General features: G+C 67.8%; 24 protein-coding genes and 1 pseudogene. 7 read left to right on the top strand and 18 right to left on the bottom strand.

All coding sequences use genetic code 11. The features are described from left to right. Positions 1–47: 47 nt before the first annotated feature. Both AC3RCE_RS13390 and AC3RCE_RS13385 read right to left on the bottom strand, forming a co-directional pair. On the bottom strand, positions 48–1,358 hold the full coding sequence (locus tag AC3RCE_RS13390; RefSeq protein ID WP_492253216.1) for an MFS transporter: 1,311 nt from the start codon (positions 1,356–1,358) through the stop codon (positions 48–50). Beyond that, complete coding sequence (locus tag AC3RCE_RS13385) at positions 1,348–1,839, bottom strand: MarR family winged helix-turn-helix transcriptional regulator (RefSeq protein WP_218295013.1); 492 nt, start codon at positions 1,837–1,839, stop codon at positions 1,348–1,350. Before AC3RCE_RS13385 ends, AC3RCE_RS13390 begins: the two co-directional genes overlap by 11 nt. 79 nt (positions 1,840–1,918) lie before the next feature. Between AC3RCE_RS13385 and AC3RCE_RS13380 the strand changes: the two genes are divergently transcribed. Then, positions 1,919–2,470: a PaaI family thioesterase gene (locus tag AC3RCE_RS13380; protein WP_492253215.1), complete on the top strand. Its 552-nt coding sequence runs from the start codon at positions 1,919–1,921 to the stop codon at positions 2,468–2,470. After that, positions 2,467–2,880 carry a lactoylglutathione lyase gene (gene gloA / locus AC3RCE_RS13375; RefSeq protein ID WP_010458830.1) on the top strand — a complete coding sequence of 138 codons (414 nt, stop codon included), beginning with the start codon at positions 2,467–2,469 and terminating at the stop codon, positions 2,878–2,880. The genes AC3RCE_RS13380 and gloA overlap by 4 nt, the downstream gene beginning before the upstream one ends. Positions 2,881–3,009: 129 nt before the next feature. Here the strand turns inward: gloA and AC3RCE_RS13370 are convergent, their stop codons facing one another. Beyond that, positions 3,010–3,528, bottom strand: coding sequence for an OmpA family protein (locus tag AC3RCE_RS13370; RefSeq protein ID WP_218295015.1), 519 nt, complete (start codon positions 3,526–3,528; stop codon positions 3,010–3,012). Positions 3,529–3,633: 105 nt separating this feature from the next. On the opposite strand from AC3RCE_RS13370, the gene AC3RCE_RS13365 reads away from it, so the two are divergent. Beyond that, a complete protein-coding gene (locus AC3RCE_RS13365) occupies positions 3,634–4,221 on the top strand; it encodes a gamma-glutamylcyclotransferase (RefSeq protein ID WP_218295016.1) in 588 nt (195 codons plus the stop codon). Positions 4,222–4,316: 95 nt separating this feature from the next. After that, positions 4,317–4,847 carry a superoxide dismutase family protein gene (locus AC3RCE_RS13360; RefSeq protein WP_218295017.1) on the top strand — a complete coding sequence of 177 codons (531 nt, stop codon included), beginning with the start codon at positions 4,317–4,319 and terminating at the stop codon, positions 4,845–4,847. Positions 4,848–4,947: 100 nt separating this feature from the next. On the opposite strand, the gene AC3RCE_RS13355 is transcribed toward AC3RCE_RS13360, so the two are convergent. The 5 genes from AC3RCE_RS13355 to AC3RCE_RS13335 form a co-directional block, all read right to left on the bottom strand. After that, positions 4,948–5,511, bottom strand: a complete 564-nt coding sequence (locus tag AC3RCE_RS13355; protein WP_492253214.1) for a nucleotidyltransferase family protein — start codon at positions 5,509–5,511, stop codon at positions 4,948–4,950. 69 nt (positions 5,512–5,580) lie between these two features. Next, a complete protein-coding gene (locus tag AC3RCE_RS13350) occupies positions 5,581–5,739 on the bottom strand; it encodes a hypothetical protein (RefSeq protein WP_492253213.1) in 159 nt (52 codons plus the stop codon). 38 nt (positions 5,740–5,777) lie between these two features. Further along, positions 5,778–8,072, bottom strand: a complete 2,295-nt coding sequence (locus tag AC3RCE_RS13345; RefSeq protein WP_492253212.1) for a xanthine dehydrogenase family protein molybdopterin-binding subunit — start codon at positions 8,070–8,072, stop codon at positions 5,778–5,780. Positions 8,073–8,087: 15 nt separating this feature from the next. Next, positions 8,088–8,549: a (2Fe-2S)-binding protein gene (locus tag AC3RCE_RS13340; protein ID WP_192425055.1), complete on the bottom strand. Its 462-nt coding sequence runs from the start codon at positions 8,547–8,549 to the stop codon at positions 8,088–8,090. Positions 8,550–8,731: 182 nt separating this feature from the next. Continuing rightward, entirely contained in the window at positions 8,732–9,304 is a 573-nt protein-coding gene (locus AC3RCE_RS13335; RefSeq protein ID WP_192425053.1) for a TetR/AcrR family transcriptional regulator, read from the bottom strand. Positions 9,305–9,397: 93 nt separating this feature from the next. Between AC3RCE_RS13335 and pdxH the strand changes: the two genes are divergently transcribed. Further along, positions 9,398–10,036, top strand: coding sequence for a pyridoxamine 5'-phosphate oxidase (gene pdxH / locus AC3RCE_RS13330; protein WP_492245959.1), 639 nt, complete (start codon positions 9,398–9,400; stop codon positions 10,034–10,036). A 41-nt stretch (positions 10,037–10,077) separates the two neighbouring features. Beyond that, positions 10,078–10,473, top strand: coding sequence for a VOC family protein (locus AC3RCE_RS13325; RefSeq protein ID WP_492253211.1), 396 nt, complete (start codon positions 10,078–10,080; stop codon positions 10,471–10,473). A 33-nt stretch (positions 10,474–10,506) separates the two neighbouring features. On the opposite strand, the gene AC3RCE_RS13320 is transcribed toward AC3RCE_RS13325, so the two are convergent. Beyond that, the gene (locus AC3RCE_RS13320; RefSeq protein ID WP_369642456.1) at positions 10,507–11,478 is read right to left on the bottom strand and encodes an AEC family transporter; all 972 of its coding nucleotides are present in this window, start codon (positions 11,476–11,478) and stop codon (positions 10,507–10,509) included. A 228-nt stretch (positions 11,479–11,706) separates the two neighbouring features. On the opposite strand from AC3RCE_RS13320, the gene AC3RCE_RS13315 reads away from it, so the two are divergent. After that, complete coding sequence (locus AC3RCE_RS13315; RefSeq protein ID WP_218295024.1) at positions 11,707–12,249, top strand: DUF1697 domain-containing protein; 543 nt, start codon at positions 11,707–11,709, stop codon at positions 12,247–12,249. A 25-nt stretch (positions 12,250–12,274) separates the two neighbouring features. Here AC3RCE_RS13315 and AC3RCE_RS13310 read toward each other — a convergent pair whose 3' ends face one another. The 9 genes and pseudogenes from AC3RCE_RS13310 to AC3RCE_RS13270 all read right to left on the bottom strand — a co-directional run bounded on the left by AC3RCE_RS13310 (position 12,275) and on the right by AC3RCE_RS13270 (position 21,696). Continuing rightward, on the bottom strand, positions 12,275–12,967 hold the full coding sequence (locus AC3RCE_RS13310; RefSeq protein ID WP_492253210.1) for an HAD family hydrolase: 693 nt from the start codon (positions 12,965–12,967) through the stop codon (positions 12,275–12,277). 7 nt (positions 12,968–12,974) lie between these two features. Beyond that, the gene (locus AC3RCE_RS13305) at positions 12,975–14,048 is read right to left on the bottom strand and encodes an ABC transporter ATP-binding protein (RefSeq protein ID WP_492253209.1); all 1,074 of its coding nucleotides are present in this window, start codon (positions 14,046–14,048) and stop codon (positions 12,975–12,977) included. A gap of 140 nt (positions 14,049–14,188) precedes the next feature. Then, positions 14,189–15,559, bottom strand: a complete 1,371-nt coding sequence (locus AC3RCE_RS13300; protein WP_492253208.1) for a sensor histidine kinase — start codon at positions 15,557–15,559, stop codon at positions 14,189–14,191. Beyond that, on the bottom strand, positions 15,556–16,272 hold the full coding sequence (locus AC3RCE_RS13295) for a response regulator transcription factor (protein WP_218295027.1): 717 nt from the start codon (positions 16,270–16,272) through the stop codon (positions 15,556–15,558). Before AC3RCE_RS13295 ends, AC3RCE_RS13300 begins: the two co-directional genes overlap by 4 nt. 172 nt (positions 16,273–16,444) lie before the next feature. Next, on the bottom strand, positions 16,445–16,843 hold the full coding sequence (locus tag AC3RCE_RS13290; RefSeq protein ID WP_492253207.1) for a hypothetical protein: 399 nt from the start codon (positions 16,841–16,843) through the stop codon (positions 16,445–16,447). A gap of 77 nt (positions 16,844–16,920) precedes the next feature. Further along, positions 16,921–17,634, bottom strand: coding sequence for an IPTL-CTERM sorting domain-containing protein (locus AC3RCE_RS13285; RefSeq protein WP_492253206.1), 714 nt, complete (start codon positions 17,632–17,634; stop codon positions 16,921–16,923). Between the two features lie 573 nt (positions 17,635–18,207). Next, positions 18,208–19,830, bottom strand: a complete 1,623-nt coding sequence (locus AC3RCE_RS13280) for a PAS domain-containing protein (RefSeq protein ID WP_369642450.1) — start codon at positions 19,828–19,830, stop codon at positions 18,208–18,210. A gap of 340 nt (positions 19,831–20,170) precedes the next feature. Beyond that, positions 20,171–20,293, bottom strand: a pseudogene (locus AC3RCE_RS13275) (IS481 family transposase); the annotation flags it as partial. A gap of 98 nt (positions 20,294–20,391) precedes the next feature. Continuing rightward, positions 20,392–21,696, bottom strand: a complete 1,305-nt coding sequence (locus tag AC3RCE_RS13270; RefSeq protein ID WP_492245951.1) for a DUF3526 domain-containing protein — start codon at positions 21,694–21,696, stop codon at positions 20,392–20,394. Positions 21,697–21,706 lie beyond the last annotated feature (10 nt).

Raw genomic sequence — 21,706 nt, 5'->3', positions numbered from 1 at the left:
GGCAACAAATGGGGAGATGAGGGGATGGTGGACGGGTGTTGGCAGGGTCAGGCGGCTGCAGGGCGCACCAGCCGGGCTTCGCGGATCGGCAGGTTGACCAGGGCCGCGCCCACGGCCAGCACGATGTCGATGTACCAGACCCAGTCATAGCTGCCCGTGGCCTGGAACACGCTGCCGCCCAGGTAGGCACCAAAGAAGCCACCAATCTGGTGCGCCAGCATCACGATGCCAAACAACATGGCCATGTTGGCCGTGCCGAACATCTTGGCCACCAGCCCGACCGTGGGCGGCACGGTGGAGAGAAACGTCACACCCATCACGGCGGCAAAGACCAGCACCACGGCGGGCGTCTTGGGCGCCAGCAAGAAGATCAGCACCGCCAGGCCGCGCGTGGCATACAGCAGCGACAGCAACGACTTCATGCGCCAGCGCCCCACGGCCCAGCCCATCGCCAGGCTGCCGACAATGTTGAACAAGCCGATCATGGCCAGCGACCATCCGCCGATCTCAGGCGGCAGGCCACATGCGGCGATGACGCCCGGCAGGTGCGTGGCGAGGAATGCCACGTGAAAGCCGCACACCAGAAAGCCCGCCGCCAGATACCGGTAGCTCGGCGTGGCCAGCGCCTGGGCAATGGCCTGGCGCGCCGTCAGCGCCTTCTGGCCGGATGCGGCGGCGGCCTGCGCGGCCAATGCGTTCGAATTGCCCCGGAGCACCCACACCGCAGGCAGCGCCAGCAGCACCAGCACACCCAGCCACTGCATGGCACTGGCCCAGCCCACCGCGGCGGTCAGGCCAATGGCAACAGGCGCCATCACAAACTGCCCAAACGACCCGCCCGCGTTGACGATGCCGCTGGCAAGCCCGCGCTTGTTGGCGGGCACCAGCCGCGCGGTGGCCGCCATCAACACCGACGGCCCGGCCATGCCCGCACCGCCTGCAGCCAACACACCAATCGCAAAAATCAGCCCGGCCGTGGTGGTCATGTAGGGCGTGATGAAGGTGCCCAGCGCCACCAGCGCCACGCCCAGCAGGATCACGCGGCCCGTGCCGATGCGGTCGGCCACCGCCCCCGCAAACGGCTGGGTCAGGCCCCACCAGAGCTGGCCGAACGCAAAGGCCAGGCTGATGCTGCCAATGCCCAGCGCGGTGGACGTGTTGAGCGCCGACAGGAACAGGCCCATGGTCTGGCGCGTGCCCATGGTGAGGGCGAACGCGCCCGCAGCGGCCAGCAGCACGAGCCACAGCGCGATCGGTGTGCCCCGTGCGCCCGGTGAGCCCGGGGTGGCAGGAGCGGCGGGCGCCGCGAACACGTTGCCGCCGCCCAGGTTGCGAGAAGGTTGGGTGTCATTCGTCATCGCCGTGCTCCTGCTTTTCCTGCATGCTGGCCAGCAAAGCCAGGGAGTCGTCCACCAGCGCATGCAGGGCGTTCACGCGCTCCGCGCCCAGGGTGTCGTTGAGGGACAGCTGCGCCACTTTCCAGCAGCGCTGGGCCTGCGCACGCTTGTCGCGCCCCGCGTCGGTGATGTGCACCAGCCGGCTGCGCGCATCGGCCCCCGCCTCCAGCGTGACCCAGCCGGCATCCACCAGGGGCCGCAGGTTGCGGGTGAGCGTGGAGGCGTCCATCTTCATTTCCACCGCGAGGTCGCCCGGACGGATGGGCCCGAGCTTGAGCACGTGCGACAGCAGCGAGTACTGCGTGGTCTTGAGCCCGCACCGGGCCATCTCGGTGTCATAGTGGTGCGCCACGCGCCGCATCAGCTGGCGCAGCTTGAAGTTGGTGCAGCCCTGGGGCGGCACGGCGGCAGGCGCGTTTGCGGGGGTGATTTCAGCTTGCATGCGATCAATTGTATCTGCAATAATTGCATATGCAACTGGCCGACCGGCCCATCAACCCCATTCCCTTCCGAGGTATCGCATGACCCAGAACAACCAACTCGAGCAATGGCTCGCGCAAGAGCGTGAAATCGCAGCCCGCCTGGAGGCCGGCGTGGGCGCGGGGGTCTCGCGCCCCGACCAGGTCGCCGGCCTGAACGGCCTGGAGATGATGCAGGCCATGCTGCGCGGTGAACTGCCCTACCCTCCCATCGCCCGCACGCTGGACTTCCAGCTGATGGAGGTGGGCGAAGGCCTGGCCATCTTCCAGGGCACCCCTGGCGCGGCCCACTTGAACCCCATGGGCACCGTACACGGGGGCTGGTTCGCCACCCTGCTCGACTCGGCCCTGGGCTGCGCCGTGCACACGCGCATGCAGCCCGGGCGCGGCTACACCACGGCCGAGCTGGGCGTGAACCTCGTCAAGGCGCTCACGCCCAAGGTGCAGCGCGTGCGGGCCGAAGGCCGCGTGATCCACTGCGGGCGCCAGCTGGCCACGGCCGAGGCCCGCCTGGTGGGGCCCGACGGCACGCTGTATGCCCACGCCACCACCACCTGCCTGGTTTTTGACATGCCTGCACAATCGAAGGGATGAAATTCCTCCACACGATGCTGCGCGTTGGCAACCTTCAACGCTCGATTGATTTCTATACCCAGGTGCTCGGCATGCAACTGCTGCGCCAGTCCGAGAACCCCGAGTACAAGTACTCGCTGGCCTTCCTGGGCTTTGACGGCGGCAACCCCGGCCAGGCCGAGATCGAGCTGACCTACAACTGGGGCACCGAGAGCTACGAGATGGGCACGGCCTATGGCCACATCGCGCTGGGCGTGCCCGATGCGTACGCCGCGTGCGAGAAGATCAAGGCCTCGGGCGGCAACGTCACGCGCGAAGCGGGCCCGGTCAAAGGCGGCACCACGGTCATCGCGTTTGTGACGGATCCCGATGGCTACAAGATTGAATTGATCCAGCGTGCCGAGGGGACTGGTGGCGCAGGCTTGCGCTAATAATAACTATCAAATATATAGCTGCTGGCGCATGATGGATAAGCGCTAGAGGCAAATTTGAACCCATAAAAAACCCGGCACTGCCGGGTTTTTTCATGGGGCGACCTGCTGGAGGTCACTGCACAGGGATTAGGCGCCCAGGGCCACTTCCACGCGGCGCGCTTCGGCGTTGCTGCCGGTGGCGGTGGTTTCTTCGGGCTTCTTCAGCTCGATCTTGTCTTCCGCCACGCCCAGACCCTTGAGCGCATCGCGCACCGCAAAGGCGCGTTGCTTGGCCAGCTCGGCATTCAGGGCGGCGTCGCCCGTGGCGTCGTGAAAGCCCGAGATCACGGCCTTCTTGCCTTCGGCCACGCCCTTGACCACGTCGGCCAGGGCTTCGTTGGCGCCTGCGGCAAGGTCGGCCTTGGCGCTGGCAAAGTAGAACTTCACCACGCCGTTTTCCACCCGGACGCTGGCCGCGTCAGCCGCGGCGACCACGGCGGGCGCGCTGGCTGCAACGGCCGTGGCGGGCGCGGGCTTGGCGGCGCCGGAAGCGCCGACACGCTTGACCACCACGGTGCCCACCACCACGGAGATCACCAGTGCGATCAGGGCGAACAGGAAACCCAGGGCGAAACGTTGTTGGCTATCGTCGTCAGAACTAGACATTGGAGATCCCCGAAGTGATGAAAAAAGAAGGTGTGGCGGCCCTGGAACCTCGCGGCGCAAGTCCCCAGGGCGCTGAAGCAAAGCTTTCGATTGTAGAGTGATCGCATGACGAATCTTCCCGCGCCCCTTCGCGACCCGGCCCCCATGCTGGAGCGGGCGCTCAAGGAATGGGGCGGCCACGACGACCTGTGGATCTTTGGCTACGGCTCGCTCATCTGGCGCCCGGATTTCGACTACGCCGAGCGCCGCGCCGCCAAGGTGCACGGCTGGCACCGGGCGCTCCGGATGTGGAGCCGCATCAACCGCGGCACGCCGGAATGCCCGGGCCTGGTGTTCGGCATGCTGTCGGGCGGCAGCTGCCGGGGCATGGTCTTCCGCGTGGACAAGGCGCATGCCCGGCAGGTGCTCATCAACCTGTGGCAGCGCGAGATGGTCACGGCCGTGTACGACCCGCGCTGGCTGCCCTGCCGCACGCCCCAGGGGACCGTGTCCGCGCTCGCTTTCACTTTGTCACGAAAAAGCCCCAACCACACGGGGGAGCTGCCCGACGACGAGTACCGCCGCATCTTCGCGCAGGCCTGCGGCCGTTTTGGCACCACGCGCGACTATGCCCAGGCCACGTACGAGGAACTGCGCAAACACGGCATCCACGACCGCGCGCTCGCCAGGCTGCTTGCGCTGACCCACAAATAGTGCACACTTTTGGCGGGCGAACCTGCTCCCTGTCTTGCACCAGCGCGCAGGGCGTCCGCATGATGCACCGTCTCTTAACGTTCAAGGAGTATTTGATGAAGCAAAGGAATCGTTGGGCCTTCGGGCTCTCGTCCATCGCCGTGCTGGCCCTGGCGGGCTGCGCCGCCTATTCGTCGGGCCCGTCTGCCACGGCCAAGCTGGAGCCCACGCGCGGCAGCACCACCTCGGGCACGGTGGCGTTTGCCCAGTCCGGCGACGTGGTGAAGGTGTCGGGCGAGGTCCGCGGGCTCAAGCCGGGCGCCGAACACGGTTTCCATATCCATGAAAAGGGCGACTGCTCCAGCGGCGACGGCATGAGCGCCGGCGGCCACTTCAACCCGGGCGGCAAGCCGCACGGCCACCACGGCGCGGGCGAGCACCACACGGGTGACCTGCCCAGCCTGAAGGCGGATGCCAACGGCGTGGCCACCTTCAGCTTCGAGTCGCGCACGATCCGCGTGGGCAGCACGGCCAACGACATCGTGGGCAAGGGCCTGATCGTGCACCGCGACCCCGACGACTACAAGACCCAGCCCACGGGCAACGCCGGCCCGCGCCTGGCCTGCGCGGTCATCGCAGCGAAGTAGAGACCGCCGAAAAAGGAAAAGACGGCGCGCCGGCAGGGCGCGTCCGGCACACGACCCGCTCGCCGCGACCTCGGCCAGCGGGTCGTTTCCTTTGCGGGTGTCAGGCCCGGCGCGCGGCCAGGATGCGCTCGGCCCGCGCGAGGTCCTGCACCGTGTCGATGTCCGTCACCGTGCCTTCGTCCTGCACGTCCACGGTCCGGACCCTGCCCCGCAGCGCCTGCTGGCGCACCACGCCGGCAGCGCCCTGTTCGCCGGAGAGCGCCAGCAGATCCGGCAGGCACGGTGCGGCAAAAGCCACCGGATGGCCGCGCTCTCCGTGGAACAGCGGAATGGCCACCGCGCAGCGCCCCAGGGCCGCCGCCATGGTGCGCAGCGTCGCGGGCTGGACCAGCGGCAGGTCGCCGGGCAGCACCAGCCAGCCGCCCGCCCCCGCCGTGGCGCGCACGGCCGCCGCGATCGAATCGCCCATGCCTGGATGGCCCGCGTCCTCGAGGTGCCAGGCGAGCCCGCTGGCGCGCACGGCGTTCAGGGTGTGCTCCAGCACCGGCAGCCCGGCCAGCAGAGCGCGCAGCTTGTGCACCTGGCCGCCGGAGGCCGCGAAACGCGCGCCCCGGCCGGAGGCCAGCACCAGCACGACGGGCGCCGGTGGCCCGTCCGGTTTCATGGGGGGTGTATCGGCGAGGTGCGGGGTGGACATCGCCAGCATGCTACGGCAACGCGGCCGCCGCGCGCCTCAGGCCAGCGTGTAGCCGCCGTCCACCACCAAGTGGTGGCTGCGGATGAAGCTGGCGGCGCCCGACAGCTGGAACAGCACTGGCGCCGCCATCTCGTGCGCCAGCGCGGGGCAGCCCGCCGGGGACGCCTGCAGCAGGGCGCGTGCCGGTGATGGCATGCCCCCTCCTTCCCTGCCCTCCCCGGGCGCCAACGCCGTCAGGCGAGCTTGAACGGCAGCTCGCGCGGTGTTTTGCCCGTAAGCTGGGCGATGGCATTGGCAAAAGCCGGCGCCAGCGGTGGCAAGCCGGGCTCGCCCATGCCCTTGGGTGGGTCGGCGCTGGGCACGATGTGCACCGTCACCTGCGGCATGTCGGTGATGCGCGGCACGGCAAAGTCGCCAAAATTGCTCTGCTCCACCACACCGTCCTTGAGCGTGATGGCGCCGCCGGGCAGGCACATCGACAGGCCCATCAGCGCCGCGCCCTGCACCTGGGCTTCCACGCTCTTGGGGTTGACCACCAGGTTGCAGTGCACGCCTGCCGTGATCGTGTGCAGCTTGGGCGTGCCGTCCTTGACGGAGGCCTCGACCACATAGGCGACCACCGACTCGAACGATTCATGCACCGCCACGCCCCAGGCGCGGCCGGCCGCCAGCTTCTTCCTGCCGTAGCCCGACTGGGCCACGGCCAGCTGCAGCGCGGCCTTGTGGCGCGGGTGCTTGTCGCCCATCAGGGCCATGCGGTAGGCCACGGGGTCTTGCTTCGTGGTGCGCGCCACTTCGTCGATGAGGGTTTCCATGGCGTAGGCCGTGTGGGTGGAGCCCACGCTGCGCCACCACAGCACGGGCACGTTCACGTCGGGGTGGTGCACCGACAGCTTCATGGGCACGTTGTAGGGCTCGCCCATGCCTTCGGTGGTCGTGGCGTCGATGCCGTTCTTGACCATGAAGGCCTCGAACGGCGAACCCTTGGTGATGGACTGGCCGACGATGGTGTGGTCCCACGCCAGGATCTTGCCCTGGGCGTCGAATCCGATTTCGGCGCGGTGCACGTGCATGGGGCGGTAGTAGCCGCCCTTGATGTCGTCCTCGCGGCTCCAGAGCGTGCGCACCGGCGCAGTGATGCCCGCCGTGCGCGCGGCCTTGGCCACGCCGCAGGCCTCCACCACGTAGTCGCTGGTGGGGATGGCGCGGCGGCCAAAGCCGCCACCGGCCATCTGCGTGTTCACCTTGATGTTCTGCGGCTGCAGGCCCAGGGTTTTGGCGGCGGCCATGGCGTCCAGGCCGGGCATCTGCGTGCCCATCCACAGCTCCGCCTTGTCACCATCGAGCTTCACCGTGCAGTTGAGCGGTTCCATGGGCGCGTGCGCCAGGTAGGGGAACACGAATTCGGCGCTGATCTTGTGGGCCGCACCCGCCAGCGGCGCCATGTCGGCCTGCATGGCCACGTTGCCGGGCTTGGCGGCCAGTTCGCGGTACTGCGCCAGCAGTGCCGTGGTGTCGGGCTTGCCCACCGCGCTGGTGTCCCATTCCACCTTCAGCGCATCGCGCCCCTGCTTGGCGGGCCAGTAACCATCGGCCACGATGGCCACGCCCTCGCCGCCCCGGTCGGTGGGCACGCGCAGCACGGCCTTCACGCCCTTGATGGCCTTGGCGGCGCTGTCGTCCAGCGACTTCAGCTTGGCGCCAAACACGGGCGGGCGGGCCACCACGGCCGTCAGCATGCCGGGCAGGCGCACGTCGATGCCGTAGTCCTGCTGGCCGCTCGACTTGGCCTTGGCATCGAGCCGGCCCGTGGGCTTGCCGATGAGGCGGAACTGCTTGGGGTCCTTCAGGGTGACCTTTTCGGGCACGGGCTGCTTCATGGCCGCTTCGGCCAGCGCGCCGTAGCCCAGCTTCTTGCCGCCAGGGCCGACGACGAAGCCATTGCTGGTGCGCAGTACCGAGGCATCCACGTCCCACTGCGCCGCGGCGGCCGAGACCAGCATGGCGCGGGTGCGGGCGCCCAACTCGCGGTACTGGGTGTACGAGTTCTTGATGGAGTTGGAGCCGCCCGTGAGGTGCATGCCCATCATCGGGTCGGCATAGGCCTGGTTGGCATCGCCGTGCACGCTGCGCACCTTGCTCCAGTCGGCATCCAGCTCCTCGGCCAGGATCATGGGCAGGCCCGTCTGCACGCCCTGGCCGAAGTCCAGGCGGTTGATGGTGACGGTGACCGTGCCATCGGCGTCGATGCGGACAAAGGCCGAGGGCTGCTCGAACGGCTTGAGGCCTGTGGGTGCGGCGGCGGCCCCTGCGCCCTGCGCTGTGGCCACCAGCGGAAACGCGCCCAGGGCAAAGCCCGAAGCCGCCGACACCTTGAGGAAGGTGCGCCGTGCAAGACCTTCGATGCCTTCCATTGCATCGTTTACTCCTGAATTGGTAGCTGCTTGCGCTTTATCCATAAGCGCCAGAAGGTGTTTTGGCATGAAAACATGGGCCTGGCCCTGCAGGGCCTGTGCGTCGAAGTGCATGGTGTTCTCCTTCAATCAAGCCAGGGTCTTGGCAGCGTCATGGATGGCCGCGCGAATGCGCACATAGGTGCCGCAGCGGCACACATTGCCCGACATGGCGGCGTCGATGTCAGCGTCGCTCGGCTTCTTCTTGCCCTTGAGCAAGGCGGTGGCGCTCATGATCTGGCCGCTCTGGCAGTAGCCGCATTGCGCCACGTCGTGCTTCACCCAGGCGGCGTGCACGGCCTTGCCCACCTTGTCGCTGGCCGTGACGGCCTCGATGGTGGTGATCTTCTGCCCCGCAGCGGCCGAGATCGGCGTGATGCACGAGCGCACCGGCGCGCCGTTCAGGTGCACCGTGCAGGCCCCGCACAGGGCCTGGCCGCAGCCGAACTTGGTGCCGGTCATGCCCAGCGTGTCGCGCAGGGCCCAGAGGATGGGGGTGGATTCATCGGCATCCACAGCCGTGTCTTTGCCATTGATGTTGAGGGTGGGCATCGCGGGGTTCTCCGTGGGGAAGGTGTTGTTGTGTTGCGGGCGCGTCAAGGAGACAGGGGGGCGGCGTCAGCGACGCCATCGGCCGTGAAGGGGTTGGAGCGTGGTGCGTGGCATTTTTAAGAGAATATAAATTCGATTAAAAGATCAACCCCGGGCGGCAAAAAAGCATCGCTGTCTCCCGCTCAGGCCTTCAAGGCGTCCCAGCACAGGCCAAAAGCCATCTGGTGCACGGCGTCTTCGTCGGGCAGCACCTTGGTGCGGATCAGGTTGCCCGTCTCTCGCACCGACCCCACCAGGCTGGCGGTGAGCAGCGGTATCGGCACGGCCTTCAAGATCTCCTGCTGCTGGCCCTCTTCCATGAGCGCAAAAAAACCGGCCATCAGGCGGGTCGAGAATTCGCGGTTGCCCTCGGTGAACCAGGGCGAGTTGTAGTACTGCTCCTGGAACACCACTTCGGCATACTGGTCCAGCCGGTGCCGCAGCAGGTTGCCCCAGGCGCGCCGCACGCGGGCGCGGTAGGGCATGCCGGGCGCGATGCCTTCCATGATGCGCGCGGCCGTGACCGTCTTGGCATCCTGGTAGAGCTGGCTGATGAGTTCATCCTTGGACGGGTAATACACATACAGCGTGCTGGTGGCAATGCCCGCCGCGCGGGCGATGTCGGCCAGGGTCAGGCCGCTCAGGCCTGTCTGGGCCACCAGCTCGAAGGTGGCCTGGGCAATGGCGCGCTGTTTTTCGTCGTCTTTGGGTTTCATCGGTGTGCCAATATAAGCGAATATCCATTCGGCAACAACCGGGGCCACGGAAGGCCCCGCGACGCCACAAAACCGGCGTGCACAATCGTGCCCATGACCACCTCCATCGCCGACCTTCGCAAGAGCTACGAGCGCGCCGAACTCAACGAAGACGCCTCGCACGCCGCCCCCCTGCAGCAGTTTGACCAGTGGCTCCAGGAAGCCATCAGCGCCGAAGTGCCCGAGCCCAACGCCATGACCCTGGCCACCGTGGGCAGCGACCTGCGCCCCAGCACCCGCATCGTGCTCATCAAGGGCTACGACGAGCGCGGCATCGTCTGGTTCACCAACTATGACAGCCGCAAGGGCCGCCAGATCGCGGGCAATCCCTATGCGGCCGTGCAGTTCCACTGGGTGGAGCTGGAACGCGTGGTGCGCATCGAAGGCATTGTGGAGAAAGTCAGCGACGAAGAAAGCGACGCGTATTTCAACAGCCGTCCGCTCGACTCGCGCATCGGCGCCTGGGCCAGCCCGCAAAGCCAGGTGATCTCCGGCCGGGGCGTGCTGGTGGCCAATGCCGCCAGGTACGGCGCGCAGTTCTTGCTGAAACCACCCCGCCCGCCGCACTGGGGCGGGTACCGCCTGAAGCCGGACCAGTGGGAGTTCTGGCAGGGGCGCAAGAGCCGCCTGCATGACCGGCTGCGGTATCGGATGGATGCGGGGGAGTGGGTGCGGGAGCGCCTGGCGCCCTGAACGTTTCCTGCCCGGCGGCACCAGCACCGACAAGGAGCAGCATGTTTTCGCACATCTTCGTGGGCGTGACGGATTTCGACCGCGCCCTGGCCTTCTACCAGCCGCTGATGGCTGCCCTGGGCGTCGCGCAGCGCTTTGTAGACCCATCCCGCCCCTGGGCCGGCTGGCAGAGCAGCCCCGACCCCCGCCCCCTCTTTCTCATCGGCATCCCCTTTGAAGGCGCGCACGCGCCGGGCAATGGCCAGATGACGGCTTTTGCCGCCCGCAGCCGCGCGCAGGTGGATGCCGTGCACGCCGCGGCCTTGGCCCACGGCGGCCATTGCGACGGCCCGCCGGGCCTGCGCCCGCAGTACCACGCCCACTACTACGGCGCGTATTTCCGGGATCCCGACGGCAACAAGCTCTGCGTGGCCTGCCACGTCCCCGGGGACGCCTGAGCCACCGCGCCCGATCGCCTTCGCAGGCCGCGTCTACGGCGCTGCCACCACCCAGCGCGTCACCGCCAGGATCACCACCGGCATCGTCACCAGGCCCAGCGCGGTGGACACCGCCACGCTCGCCGTCACCTCGTCCTCGGCCACGCCATAGCGCTGCGCGAACAGAAACACGTTGGCGCCCACGGGCAGCGAGGCCGCCACGATCATCACGGCCAGCGGCAGGCCCGACAGGCCCAGCGCCCAGCCCAGCGCGGCCAGCACGAGGGGGTGCGCCACGCACTTGACCAGGGCGATGCGCATCGCGGCCCTGAAATGGCGTCCCACCCTGGTGAAGGCGAGCGTCACGCCCACCAGCAGCAGCGCGATGGGCCCCAGGGCCTGGCCCAGCAGCAGCAGGGGCTTGTCCACCACCTGCGGCACCACCAGCCCGGTCTGCGCGAACAGCAGGCCCGCGATGATGGGCAGCGGCACGGGGTGCACGATGCCGTTGCGCATGGCCTGCAGCACCGTGCGCCACAGGGGCTGGTGCGCCCCGCCACCGCCGCCGTCCGCGGCCGCATGTTCGCGCGCCGCCGCGAGTTCGAACACCACGGTGGCAGCGGTCAGCAGGATCAGCGAGTGCACCGAGATCAGCGTGAACAGCGTGACCAGGCCCGCGTCGCCAAACACCAGGCCCACCAGCGGCACGCCGATCATGAGCGTGTTGCTGAAGGTGTTGGCCAGGGCCCGCGCCGCCGCCAGGGTGTTGAAGCCCTGCAGCGCCAGCGTGGCCGCATACACGATGCCAAAGGCCACGAAGTAGATGCCCACGGGGCCGAAGTCGAGGTCCTGGATGCGCACCGTGCTCATGGTGCGGAACAGCAGCGCGGGCGTGAGCACCATGAACACCAGGTTGGCCAGGTCCTTCACCGCGGCCGCCCGTATCCAGCCGCGCTGCCCCACGTAGAAGCCGAGGGCGATGAACAGGATGACGGGGATCAGCGAGGTGAAGACGGCGGAGTTCAAGATCAGAAACCAACGGCGGACAGGTGGGCGCGTATTGTGCGCCTGGCCGGCGGGGCCCTGGCTCCGGGGTGCTATATTTTCGATAGCTGGCGGCGCAGGCGGATATGGCGCCAGATGGCATTTTGGACTGATTCAATGCGCGTGCAAGGCAGCGTCCGTCTGCGCGGACCCGCCCGCCGGGCCTGGCGCCCTCCTGTATTCTGGAACACCGCCCTGCCCCCTGCGTCCATGAAGTTCGCCGCCTTCTTCCGCAACCTGAACCTCGGCCATGGCCATGCACCGTCGCGCATGGCGCTGGAAAGCGCGTTCTTGCAAGCTGGCGCTGATGAGGCCGCCTCGTTCCAGACCAATGGCACGGTCGCCTTCAGCGCGCGCGGCGTGCGGCCCGCGCAGGGGATTGTCCGCACGGTGCAGCGGTCGCTGCGCGGCGGGCATGGATTCGATGAACCCGTGTTTCTGCGCAGCATGGCCTATCTGCACACGCTGCTGGCGCGCGATCCGTTCGAGGGCATGGCCAAGGCGCCGCCCATCTACGACTTCTACGTGACCTTCCTGCACGACGGCGCGAAGCTGCTGCCCCCGCTGCCCACCCGCAATGCCCGCGAGGACGTGCGCGTGCTGCTCTACACCGGCTCCGAGGCCCTGTCGTACAACCACCTTGTCGGCAAGACCATGGGAAACCCGAACGTCTTTGCCGAGCAGCAGCTCGGCCTGCCGGCCACCACGCGCACCTGGGGCACGGTGGCCCGGCTGGTGCGCAAGCACGGCTGACAAGGCCAGGGGCCCGCGCCCGCGCTCAGGCCCTTGCCGGCCCTTCGCCCGTGTGCGGCGGGCCGGGCGGCGACAGCAGCTGCAGCACGCCCTCCAGCCCCTGCACCTGGTGGTCGGCCAGCTCCCAGGGCCGCACGCCGGGCCGCACGGTCTGCACGGTGGTGGCCCCCAGCGCGCGCCCGGCCGCGAGTTCGGACAAGGGGTTGTCGCCGATCACCAGCGCGTGCCGGGGTGCGCAGCCTTCGCGCGCCAGGATCTGCTCGAAAATCGGCTGCTTGCCGTGCGGTGCGCCATTGCTCGCGGGGCGGTCGTCCACCGCATCGATGAACACCTGTTCAAACCAGGGCCGGATGCCCAGGGCGTCGATCTTGCTGTCCTGCAGGCGCCGAAAGCCGCTGGTGACCAGGTAGCGCCGCAGGGGAATGCGCGGCAGCAGGCCGATGTCGGGGTAGCCGTGCAGCGGGGCGCGCACCTGCAATTGGCTGAACTGCCGCCAGCCCGCCGCGCGCATGGCCGGGGTGAATCGGTAGCGCTCGGCCACCAGGTCAAACGCCGTGAACCAGCATTGGTACAGGGCCTGCTCCAGCATGGCGGGGGCCAGCGCCCCCTGGTTGGCCTGCCGGATGGCCTCGAACGCGGGCTCGAACAGCGGCCCCACGGCCCGTGCGTCGAGCAGGCAGTTGTCCAGATCGAAAATCGCTACGGCGCAGTGCTCCATCGTGCGCTCACCCCGCCACCACGGACACCCCGTGGTCCGCCAGCGTCAGGCTCACGGGGGCGCCCACGTCCAAGGGCGACTTCACCAGGGGCGAGACCACGAAAATCTCGCCCAGCGCGCTGGCGAAGGTGTATTCCATGATGCTGCCCAGGTAGGTGCGCTTGGTCAGCCGCGCGGCCACGCCGGTGGCGGTGGCGGGCCCGATGACCCAGGCCTCGGGCCGCACCGCGATCTTCACCGGGCCAGAGGCCAGCGAGGCGGGAGACGGCACGCGCAGCGGGCCGAACTCGGCATGGCTGGCGCCCGCCGGGCCGCCGGCGTGGTTGCGGCCCTCGAACAGCATGGCCTCGCCCATGAAGCCCGCCACGAACTCGGACGCGGGCTGCTCGTACAGCTCGCTGGGCGTACCGCGCTGGGCGATAGCGCCCTTGTTCATCACCACGATCTGGTCGCTGACCGCCAGGGCCTCGCTCTGGTCGTGGGTGACGTAGGCCACGGTCAGCCGCAGGCGCTGCTGCAGCGTGCGGATTTCCTCGCGCATGGAGCGGCGCAGGCGTGCGTCCAGGTTGGACAGCGGCTCGTCGAACAGCAGCACCGCCGGCTCCAGCGCCAGCGCCCGGGCCAGCGCCACGCGCTGCTGCTGCCCGCCCGAGAGCTCGTGGGGCCTGCGCAGGTCCAGGCCGTGCAGGCCCACGGTGTCGAGCATGGCGCGCGCCTTCTCGCGGGCCGGCCCCTTCTTCATGTCCGACATGGCGAGGCCATAGCACACGTTGTCGATGACGTTCATGTGCGGAAACAGCGCATAGCTCTGGAACACCAGGCTCACATTGCGCTGTGCGGGGCCGAGGGCGGTCACATCCTGGCCTTCGATGAGGATGCGCCCCGAGGTCGGGGACTCGAGCCCGGCGATCATGCGCAGCGTGGTCGTCTTGCCGCAGCCCGAAGGGCCCAGGATGGTGGTGAGCGTGCCGCGCGGCACGGTGAAGCTGATGTGGTCCACGGCCAGCGGGTCATGGCTGCCGGGGCCATAGCGCTTGCTCACGCCCTGGAATTCAATGCCGTGGGAATCGGGGTTCGTCATGGTGGGCATGCGTGAAGGTGTCCGAAAGCCTGTTCAAAGTCCTGCTGGAGCCGCGCGAGCACTTTGCCGGGATGCGATGCCAGGTCCGGGACTGGTGGGTGAAAAAAACCGAAAGCCGGCATGGGTGGGACGGCATGCGCTCAGCCCCAGGCCAGCAGGGCGTCCACGCCGATGACCTGGCCCTGGTCGAGGCGGTTGAACAGCGTGACCTCGGCGCCCATGGCCTCGGCGATCTGGCGGCAGATCGACAGCCCCAGGCCCACGCCGCCCTTGCCGGCGGAAAACGGCTGGAACAGCCGCTGGCGCACGGCGTCGTCGATGCCCGGGCCTTCGTCCCACACCAGCACCTCCTTGTGGCCAGTGCTGTCGCGCAGCAGCACGCCCAGCCGCCCGTGCGCGGGCGTGTGGTGGATGGCGTTGGCCAGCAGGTTGCGCATGAGCTCGCCCAGCAGGGCGGCGTCGCCGGGGGCCCACAGCGCCTCGGGGCCCTCGAGCGCGAAATCCAGGCGCTTGGCGGCGATCAGCGGCGCCAGCTCCATGACGGCCTCGCGCGCGATGGCGTTCAGGTCCACGCTGGGCAGCTCGCCCACACGCTTGAGCTGCTCCACCTTGCTCAGGCTCAGCAGCTGGTTGGCGAGGCCGGAGGCCCGGTCCACCGTGTGCAACATCTGGTGCAGCGCATCGGCGACCAGCACGTCGCCGGAAATGGCCGACTGCAGCTGCGTGCGCAGCACCGCCATGGGGGTGCGCAGCTGGTGCGTGGCATCGGCCAGAAAGCGCCGCTGCTCGTCGATCCAGCGGCTCTGGCTTTGCTGCAGCTCGCCAAAGTGCCGCACGGCGGGCGCCAGCTCCGAGGGGCCTTCGTCGCCGTGGCCCGGGTTCCCGGCGCCCGGCCGGGTGAGCGACACATCGGCATGGAGCAGCCAGCCCGATGCCACGCGCGCCACCACCACCACCATGGCCGTCATGGCCAGCGCCAGCAGGTACATCCCGCCCACGCCCGCCCCGCCGACGGCCAGGCTGGGCAGCCGGGGCGCGCGTTCGCTCCAGGGGCGGGCCACCTGGCGCACCACCACGGGGGCGGCGCCCTGCCCTCCTTGCGCCACCGGGGGCGGGTGCAGCGTGACCGCCACCCGCACCAGTTGGTCCCCCGCCTGCGCCAGGTAGAAATGCACATTGCCCGGGCCCCGCGCGGCTTCGGCGGGAGGCACGCGCGGCAGGGCGGCGCTGCCGGCCAGGCGCTCGCCATCCAGGTTGCTTTCGCGATACCAGACCGGCGTGGAGCCATGCGCCGTGGGCAGTGTGTCGGGCGGCGCCACGGGCCAGTCCGCCAGCGCCGCGCGCAGTGCCTCGTCCTGCGCGGCGGCATCGTGCCGCACCTGCTGTGCCACCTGCACCAGGGTGATCAGCGCCACCAGCGCCCACAGCGGAACCAGCAGCCACACCAGCAGCAGCCGGTGCAGCGAACCGCCCCGGGGGCGCCACGGCTGCCACCACCTGCGCACACTCACCGGGGTACCCCGCCCTTGTCCGATTTGTCGCCCTTTTGCGCGGCCATGCTGTCGGCGTCGCACAGCAGGTAGCCCACGCCGCGCAGGGTCACGATCTCGGCATTGGTGCCCACCAATTTCTTGCGCAGGCGGTGCACCACCACCTCCACCGCGTCGGCCTGCACCTGCTCGCCCGTGTCGGCGAACACCTGCGTGCGCAGCTCTTCCTTGCTCACCACGCGGTCGATGCGCGACATCAGGAGCCGCAGCAGCTCGGCTTCGCGCTGCGACAGGTCCAGCGGCAGCGCCTCGTTGTAGAACACGCCGCTAGCCGGGTCGCGGTAGAGCGCCCCGCAGCGCAGCTGCCCGTCGCGCCCCACCCGCCGCGTCAGGGCCCGCAGGCGCGCCACTAGCTCGTCCAGGTCGAAGGGCTTGGCCAGGTAGTCGTCGGCCCCGGCCTCCAGCCCGGCCACGCGGTCGGTCACCGCGGCGCGGGCCGTCAGCGCCAGCACGGGCGTGGTGCTGCCGCCGTCGCGCAGGCGCCGCAGCACCTCCAGGCCGTCCAGGCCCGGCAGCGACAGGTCGAGCGTGATCACGTCGAAGGCCGTGCGCCGCGCCGCGGCCAGGGCCTCCTTGCCATCCGCGCAGCACAGCACCTCGAAGCCGCGCGCCACCAGGCTGCGGCTCAGGGCGCCGGCCAGGTCAAAATCGTCCTCCACCAACAGCAGTTTCATCCCGCGATCATGCCCTCCCGCCGGGGGGGCCGGCCACTGTGCTTCTACGGAGGCCGGGTGAAAGCAAGTCGAAAGCGTGCGGAGCGCGGCGCGGGCGGGCGCGGCCCACGGTGGGTGAAACCCCGCCAGCCCGCACAAGGGCCTGTGCTGCCCGCCGCGCCCTGTCCCTTCTCTAGGCCGTCCGCGCCTCGATCCGCCTTATTTCCTGAACCGCCAGTTCCGTCAAAGCCCGGGCGCTGAACGGGCGGCCGATCAGCACCGTGTTGTTGCTGTCGGAGGACGCGCACAGCTGGATGCGGTCGGGCTCCCCGCCGGCATCGAAGAGGACGCGGAACACCCGGGTGCTGCGCGCCGGATGCCATTCCACCTTCTTGTGAAAGTAGGTGCACGACACGGCGTTCGCCAACGGCTGGGGCACCAGCCCCAGCGTGTTCACCAGCAGCCCATGAAGTGCTTCGCGGTTCATCTGCGTTCCGAAAGAAAAGAAGGCCTGCCGGGCACCTTCGGCAGTGGCCTGAATCGGCCCGCAGGCCCGGACGAACGTGGGCAGCACGAAGATGAAATCCAGCAACCGGGCACCTCGCGCAAGGGGTTGGCGGGATGGTGCGGCGTGCGCGGGCGGCAGCTTGAGCTGGCAGGCCGGTGACGTCAGCGCTGCCCGTGGCGCTTGCCGTCACGGCGCTGCAGCCGCTGGAAGGCCACCATGGCCATCCACACCGCCATGGCCATCAACGCCCACTCGGAAAGGGTTGGTATGGAAGAAGCCGCCACCGCGGCAGACCACACCAGCGAAACAGGGATTGCAGAAGAGGTGCTGGTATCGCTGCCGGCGAAGCCGCATGAATCTGCCACGCCTGCGGTGGAAACGGCGATCCCGCTGCAGAACATGTTGTGCCTTGCTGATGTGGTGCTGGTCTCAAAGAAGGAAAACCGGTCACCGATGCCGTGGGGGGCCGTGCCAGAAATCCAGCGCTGGATCAGAATGTTCACACCCGTGATCGCGCCGCTCGCATCGGTCGTGACGCGGAAGTTCCAGACCCGGACGTTCGGGTCTGCATGGGTGTACGTGGTGAGGCCATCTGAAAAACTGAAGGCCGAGACCAAGGCGCCCAACTGTGCAGACGCCAGGTTGGCGGCCAGCGGCGCGGTGGTCGTGAACGAGCCAGACGTGTTCATCGCCGTGGTGAAGTTCTGGCACGGTGGCGTGCCGCACACCGTGAAGTTTGTGAAACCCGTGTAGTTGCCCGCCGCGGTGGCCACGTAGGTGGTGGACTGCGCTTGAGCCGCCCCCGCTGCGCCCAGCAAACAAGCAAGCGATCCCAGCCACTTCCAGACGATCTTTTTGAACATTTTGGTTTCCACGGTTGGTGAGCACGTTGCGCCGCCCCGGGCACTGGATCCCCCTTGACTGCGCCAAGCGCCGCCCATGCCAGCCTCGGCGCCTCAATATGTTACCCGTGCGGGCCGCGCGTTTGCGCCCTGGATCCGGGGCCGGCGTATCCCGCTTGACCCGCCTCTGCTCTGAGCATCGTGACCGGTCTTCTAACCGGCATCTTTGAATTCGTCGCTGACGTGCTGGTGTTCAGGTGCCAGCGCGCCAAGCTCTGGAGAGCCTGTTTTTTGTCCTGATCAAGGCAAGGCCCCTTGGGTTGGCTGGCGCCAAGCGTGCCCCATCCGTCAAGGCCTGCCACGGTCAACGCGAGGCCGGGGTGTCATCGATTGCTATATTTACGATAGCTGCCAGCGCTTGATGAACAAGCGCAGAAGTCCAAAAACATGTTCGATTGCCGGCCTCCATCGGAGGCAGCACATCGACCAGCAGTAACCCCCCCTGGTTCCACACTGGAAGCACCCCAGCGAAACCACCGAAAACCAGAAGGGGATGAGGAAGGCAAGCCATGCGACAGCCTCGCAGGCAATTGTCCCCGGCACGCTTTATGGAAACACGCACACGCCCAATGACTGACTTTTGGCCCGGTACATGGCGGTGTCTGCAGCGCGCAGGTAGTCGTCGACCGTCGCCAGCGTGGATGCGCTGCTGGCCAATCCGATACTCGCACCACTGATCACGGTGTGCCTGCCAATCACGTAAGGCACTTCCAGGGCGGCGGCAATCTGCTCCGCGCGTTGGCTGGCTTCAGCGGGATCAATGGACTCCAGCAGCACATTGAACTCGTCGCCACCCATGCGGGCGACCAGATCCCCCGTCCGCACGCAGGATTCGAGCCGCCGTGCCACCTGTTGCAATAGCTGGTCGCCCACGTGGTGCCCGTAGCTGTCATTGACGGCCTTGAAACTGTTGAGATCCAGCAGCAGCACGGCGAACATCGTGGCTCCATCGCGTGTCGGCATGCCACCACCGTTCGCCACCTCGTTTTGGTGCAGCGCGATGAGATGAGCGAGGCGATCGCGGAACAACGGCCGGCCGGGCAAGTTGGTCAGCGCATCGTAGGAACTGCCACGTTCGGCCAGATCGCTCAAGGAGCCCGCCATGCGCACCGCAACGCCGTCTTCGAACTCGGCGAGCCCGCGCCAATTGACCCACACCAGCCGCCCCGCCCCGTGGAACGCGCGGAAATCCACCGAAAAGTTCGGGCTGTTCCCCGATAGGTGCCTGCGGTAGGCCTCCTGCACGCGCCCGCGATCCTCGGGATCGATGAGCTGCTCGAGAAAGCGCCAGCCTCCGCTATGCACAATATCGGCGCTACCCAGCCCGACGATCTGGAGAAAACGCCCGGACACATGCAGGGCATCCGTTCGCAAGTCCCAATACCAGATGCCGTCATTGGATCCGCGCGTCGCCAGCGAATAGCGGTTTTCGGAGCGCAACAACTCGAGTTCGGTGTTCTTCTGCTGGGTGACGTCGATCATCAGGCCGATCATGCGGTTCGGCCGCCCCGGCTCGACCACTGCACGGCACAGATCGCGCACCCATACCACCTTGCCAGACTTGGCAATCAGCCGGTAGCTCATCTCGTAGGCATGGCTGTGCGTGGCGTTGTAGGCGGCATCGTCGATCACCAAGGCCGCCTCCAGATCATCGGGATGCACATGCGCCCGCCAGAAGCCGGGGTCGGCCCGCCACTCCTCCACGGAGTAGCCGAACAAGCGTTCGACCTGCGGGCTCAGAAAGGTATTGCCCACGCCGATTTCAGCTTCCCAAACCACTCCATCAATGGTTTCCAGCAAGCGCAGAAAGCGCTGGCGAATTTCCACCAGCACCTGCTCGGTGACCTCGGTGATCTCGATCAGGACACCCTGGCGGCTGATCACCCGATCCGCCGCATCCGTCTCCGGGTGGAGCTGCAGACGCACCCAGCGATAGTCCGCGTCGGCAAAGCGCAAGCGGAACACCGGCATGCCCGAGCGCATGGTGCCGATGTCGTCAGGATGCACGAATTCAAGCAAAGACCTGCCAAGCGCCACCGCCACCGAATGGCCGGTGAGCTTGTGCCACGCCGGATTCAGATAAGTGATCTCCCACAGCGCATCGGTTTGCACCACCGCCTCGGGTAACAGTTGCAGCAGCTTTGCGGACGGCGTGGGAGTGGTGGGCATGCAGGGCTGTTGCAAAAAGGGGGGCAAATACATCCAACGGATAGCAAAATCAACCACGTAAGATCAAGTATGGCACGGGTTTATGGCACTTGCGGCCCCGTTGTTTCGGTGGTTTGGTGCAGCGATAGGGTGCAAGCCAGCAACGCCCTCCCCCTGCGGACGCTCGTGCACATCACGACGGCATCGCCCGTCAGAACGCCACGTTCACGCCCACCGTCAGATTGCGCCTTACCAACGGCACGGCAGTCTTGACAAAGGATGTAGGTGCGTAGGCCAGCCAACCCGTCCGGTTGTCGGCCTTGAGGGTGCGACTGCCACGGCGCACCGCTGCTGAACTGGCTGTGGGCGGTCGGACACCTTGTACAGCAGCGGCTTGTGCAGCGCTCAGGCCCTGCAGCGTCATCTGCTGGACCATCTCCAGGCGACGGGCAAACGTAAGTCGGGCGCGCTTATGGATGTTCATTCGGTTGGGTGTCCTGAGTCGACTGGGTGTTTGGCGACTTCCAGTCTCTCAAACCCAATCCGGATGAACACCGGATACAACCTATTGAATCCTCACATCTAGCCAGGGTGGCCATGTGGTTCTTCAAACCGAGGCAGCTGCCGCAGTTCTTCGACCCGCATTCCCTGTTTGCTCATCACGCGCGGCACCAAGAACGCTCTCCACCGCTGCTCAAATGCGTCCACCTGCTGCTGGTAGCGCGTGTGGCTGTCCACATCTGTGCCGGCGAGCCGTTCGCCATATAGCGCCAGCGCCAGGCCGGGTGACAGCCATGACCATGCCGACACCTGTTGGGCTTGCCGTACACGGCTTTGGCGGAACTGTTCCACCAAGGGCTGCAGCGTTTCGTCCTGGTCCAGCACGCGCACTACAAAGCTGGCGGGCCATGCAGCGGGCTGTTGCGCGGGGATGTGCGGGTGTTCGTCGTACCAGGCTTCGGCCAGCGCCTGCTCGTTGTCCTCGGCCTGGTGCTGTGCGTCGCGCAGGGCCACCACGGCTGACAGGCGTGATGGCAGGGGCGCGGCTTTTTGCGCCAGCAACACCAGACCCGCGGGCACGGCAAACGTCAACGCCAGCCACAGCCCCAGCGCAGCCAGTATGCTGGTGGCGCCGCTGATGGGCAGGCACGACAAGATGCCGCCCAGTGCCACCCACAATGCGCAGAACGCGCCCAGCGCGGCAGCCCACTGCAAGGCGACCGCAGCGGTGGCGCCAGGGTCCAGCAGCAGCGCCGGCATGGTGGCTGCCACCGCAACCATCCACAGCGCCAGCAGCCTGCAGCCCAGAGCGGCGAGCAGGATGGGGCCGATGCCGTAGTGCGACTGCACCCGCAGCAGGCCCAGCCGGCCCTGCTCACGCTCTTCCTGCAGCAGCCCGGCGCACAGCACCAGGGCCACCAGCGGCAGCAGCAGCGCCACCATGGCTGGCAGGCCGGGCAAACCGGTGTCCGTGAGCAAAGGGTTGCGCAGCGGACCCGGGTCGCGCGAATCGACATGCCGGGTGTCTAGCGACGCCTTGGTGCGCGACGGCAAGACCTGCAGCCGCTGCACGCCCAGCGCCAGGCCTGCCTCTACCGGCATGCGGGTGACGCCCAGATCGCTGCGGCCCAGCTGGTAGGTGGCGGTGGCACTGGCCGCGCTGGGTGCGGGGCTGGCCTGCAGGCGCAGTTGCTGGGCGTGCAGTTTGTCGGCGAATGCGGTTTCGTCCTGCGCTGCGGCTTGGCGCCAGGCTCGGGCGTCCAGGCCCGCCACGGTGGCAGAGGCCAACAGCACCAGCAAAAGCGCAGCCAGCGCCCACCACGCCACGGGTTGGCGGTACAAGCGCAGGCCCTCGGCCTGCCAATGGATGAGGCGTGGATATGGCATGCGACGGGTT

This window comes from Acidovorax sp. GW823-FHT05D11, from assembly GCF_058795695.1.
The sequence above is the reverse complement of the archived record's forward strand: the minus strand, read 5'-3'. Positions and strand labels throughout refer to the sequence as shown.

Coding starts and splice junctions, on each gene's coding strand:
- AC3RCE_RS13270 (WP_492245951.1), bottom strand. CDS start 21,696: ATGCCATATCCACGCCTCATCCATTGGCAGGCCGAGGGCCTGCGCTTG.
- AC3RCE_RS13295 (WP_218295027.1), bottom strand. CDS start 16,272: ATGAAACTGCTGTTGGTGGAGGACGATTTTGACCTGGCCGGCGCCCTG.
- AC3RCE_RS13335 (WP_192425053.1), bottom strand. CDS start 9,304: ATGAAACCCAAAGACGACGAAAAACAGCGCGCCATTGCCCAGGCCACC.
- AC3RCE_RS13365 (WP_218295016.1), top strand. CDS start 3,634: ATGACGAATCTTCCCGCGCCCCTTCGCGACCCGGCCCCCATGCTGGAG.
- AC3RCE_RS13355 (WP_492253214.1), bottom strand. CDS start 5,511: ATGAAACCGGACGGGCCACCGGCGCCCGTCGTGCTGGTGCTGGCCTCC.
- AC3RCE_RS13310 (WP_492253210.1), bottom strand. CDS start 12,967: ATGGAGCACTGCGCCGTAGCGATTTTCGATCTGGACAACTGCCTGCTC.
- gloA (WP_010458830.1), top strand. CDS start 2,467: ATGAAATTCCTCCACACGATGCTGCGCGTTGGCAACCTTCAACGCTCG.
- AC3RCE_RS13305 (WP_492253209.1), bottom strand. CDS start 14,048: ATGACGAACCCCGATTCCCACGGCATTGAATTCCAGGGCGTGAGCAAG.
- AC3RCE_RS13390 (WP_492253216.1), bottom strand. CDS start 1,358: ATGACGAATGACACCCAACCTTCTCGCAACCTGGGCGGCGGCAACGTG.
- AC3RCE_RS13385 (WP_218295013.1), bottom strand. CDS start 1,839: ATGCAAGCTGAAATCACCCCCGCAAACGCGCCTGCCGCCGTGCCGCCC.
- pdxH (WP_492245959.1), top strand. CDS start 9,398: ATGACCACCTCCATCGCCGACCTTCGCAAGAGCTACGAGCGCGCCGAA.
- AC3RCE_RS13345 (WP_492253212.1), bottom strand. CDS start 8,072: ATGCACTTCGACGCACAGGCCCTGCAGGGCCAGGCCCATGTTTTCATG.
- AC3RCE_RS13360 (WP_218295017.1), top strand. CDS start 4,317: ATGAAGCAAAGGAATCGTTGGGCCTTCGGGCTCTCGTCCATCGCCGTG.
- AC3RCE_RS13340 (WP_192425055.1), bottom strand. CDS start 8,549: ATGCCCACCCTCAACATCAATGGCAAAGACACGGCTGTGGATGCCGAT.
- AC3RCE_RS13370 (WP_218295015.1), bottom strand. CDS start 3,528: ATGTCTAGTTCTGACGACGATAGCCAACAACGTTTCGCCCTGGGTTTC.
- AC3RCE_RS13280 (WP_369642450.1), bottom strand. CDS start 19,830: ATGCCCACCACTCCCACGCCGTCCGCAAAGCTGCTGCAACTGTTACCC.
- AC3RCE_RS13380 (WP_492253215.1), top strand. CDS start 1,919: ATGACCCAGAACAACCAACTCGAGCAATGGCTCGCGCAAGAGCGTGAA.
- AC3RCE_RS13350 (WP_492253213.1), bottom strand. CDS start 5,739: ATGCCATCACCGGCACGCGCCCTGCTGCAGGCGTCCCCGGCGGGCTGC.
- AC3RCE_RS13325 (WP_492253211.1), top strand. CDS start 10,078: ATGTTTTCGCACATCTTCGTGGGCGTGACGGATTTCGACCGCGCCCTG.
- AC3RCE_RS13315 (WP_218295024.1), top strand. CDS start 11,707: ATGAAGTTCGCCGCCTTCTTCCGCAACCTGAACCTCGGCCATGGCCAT.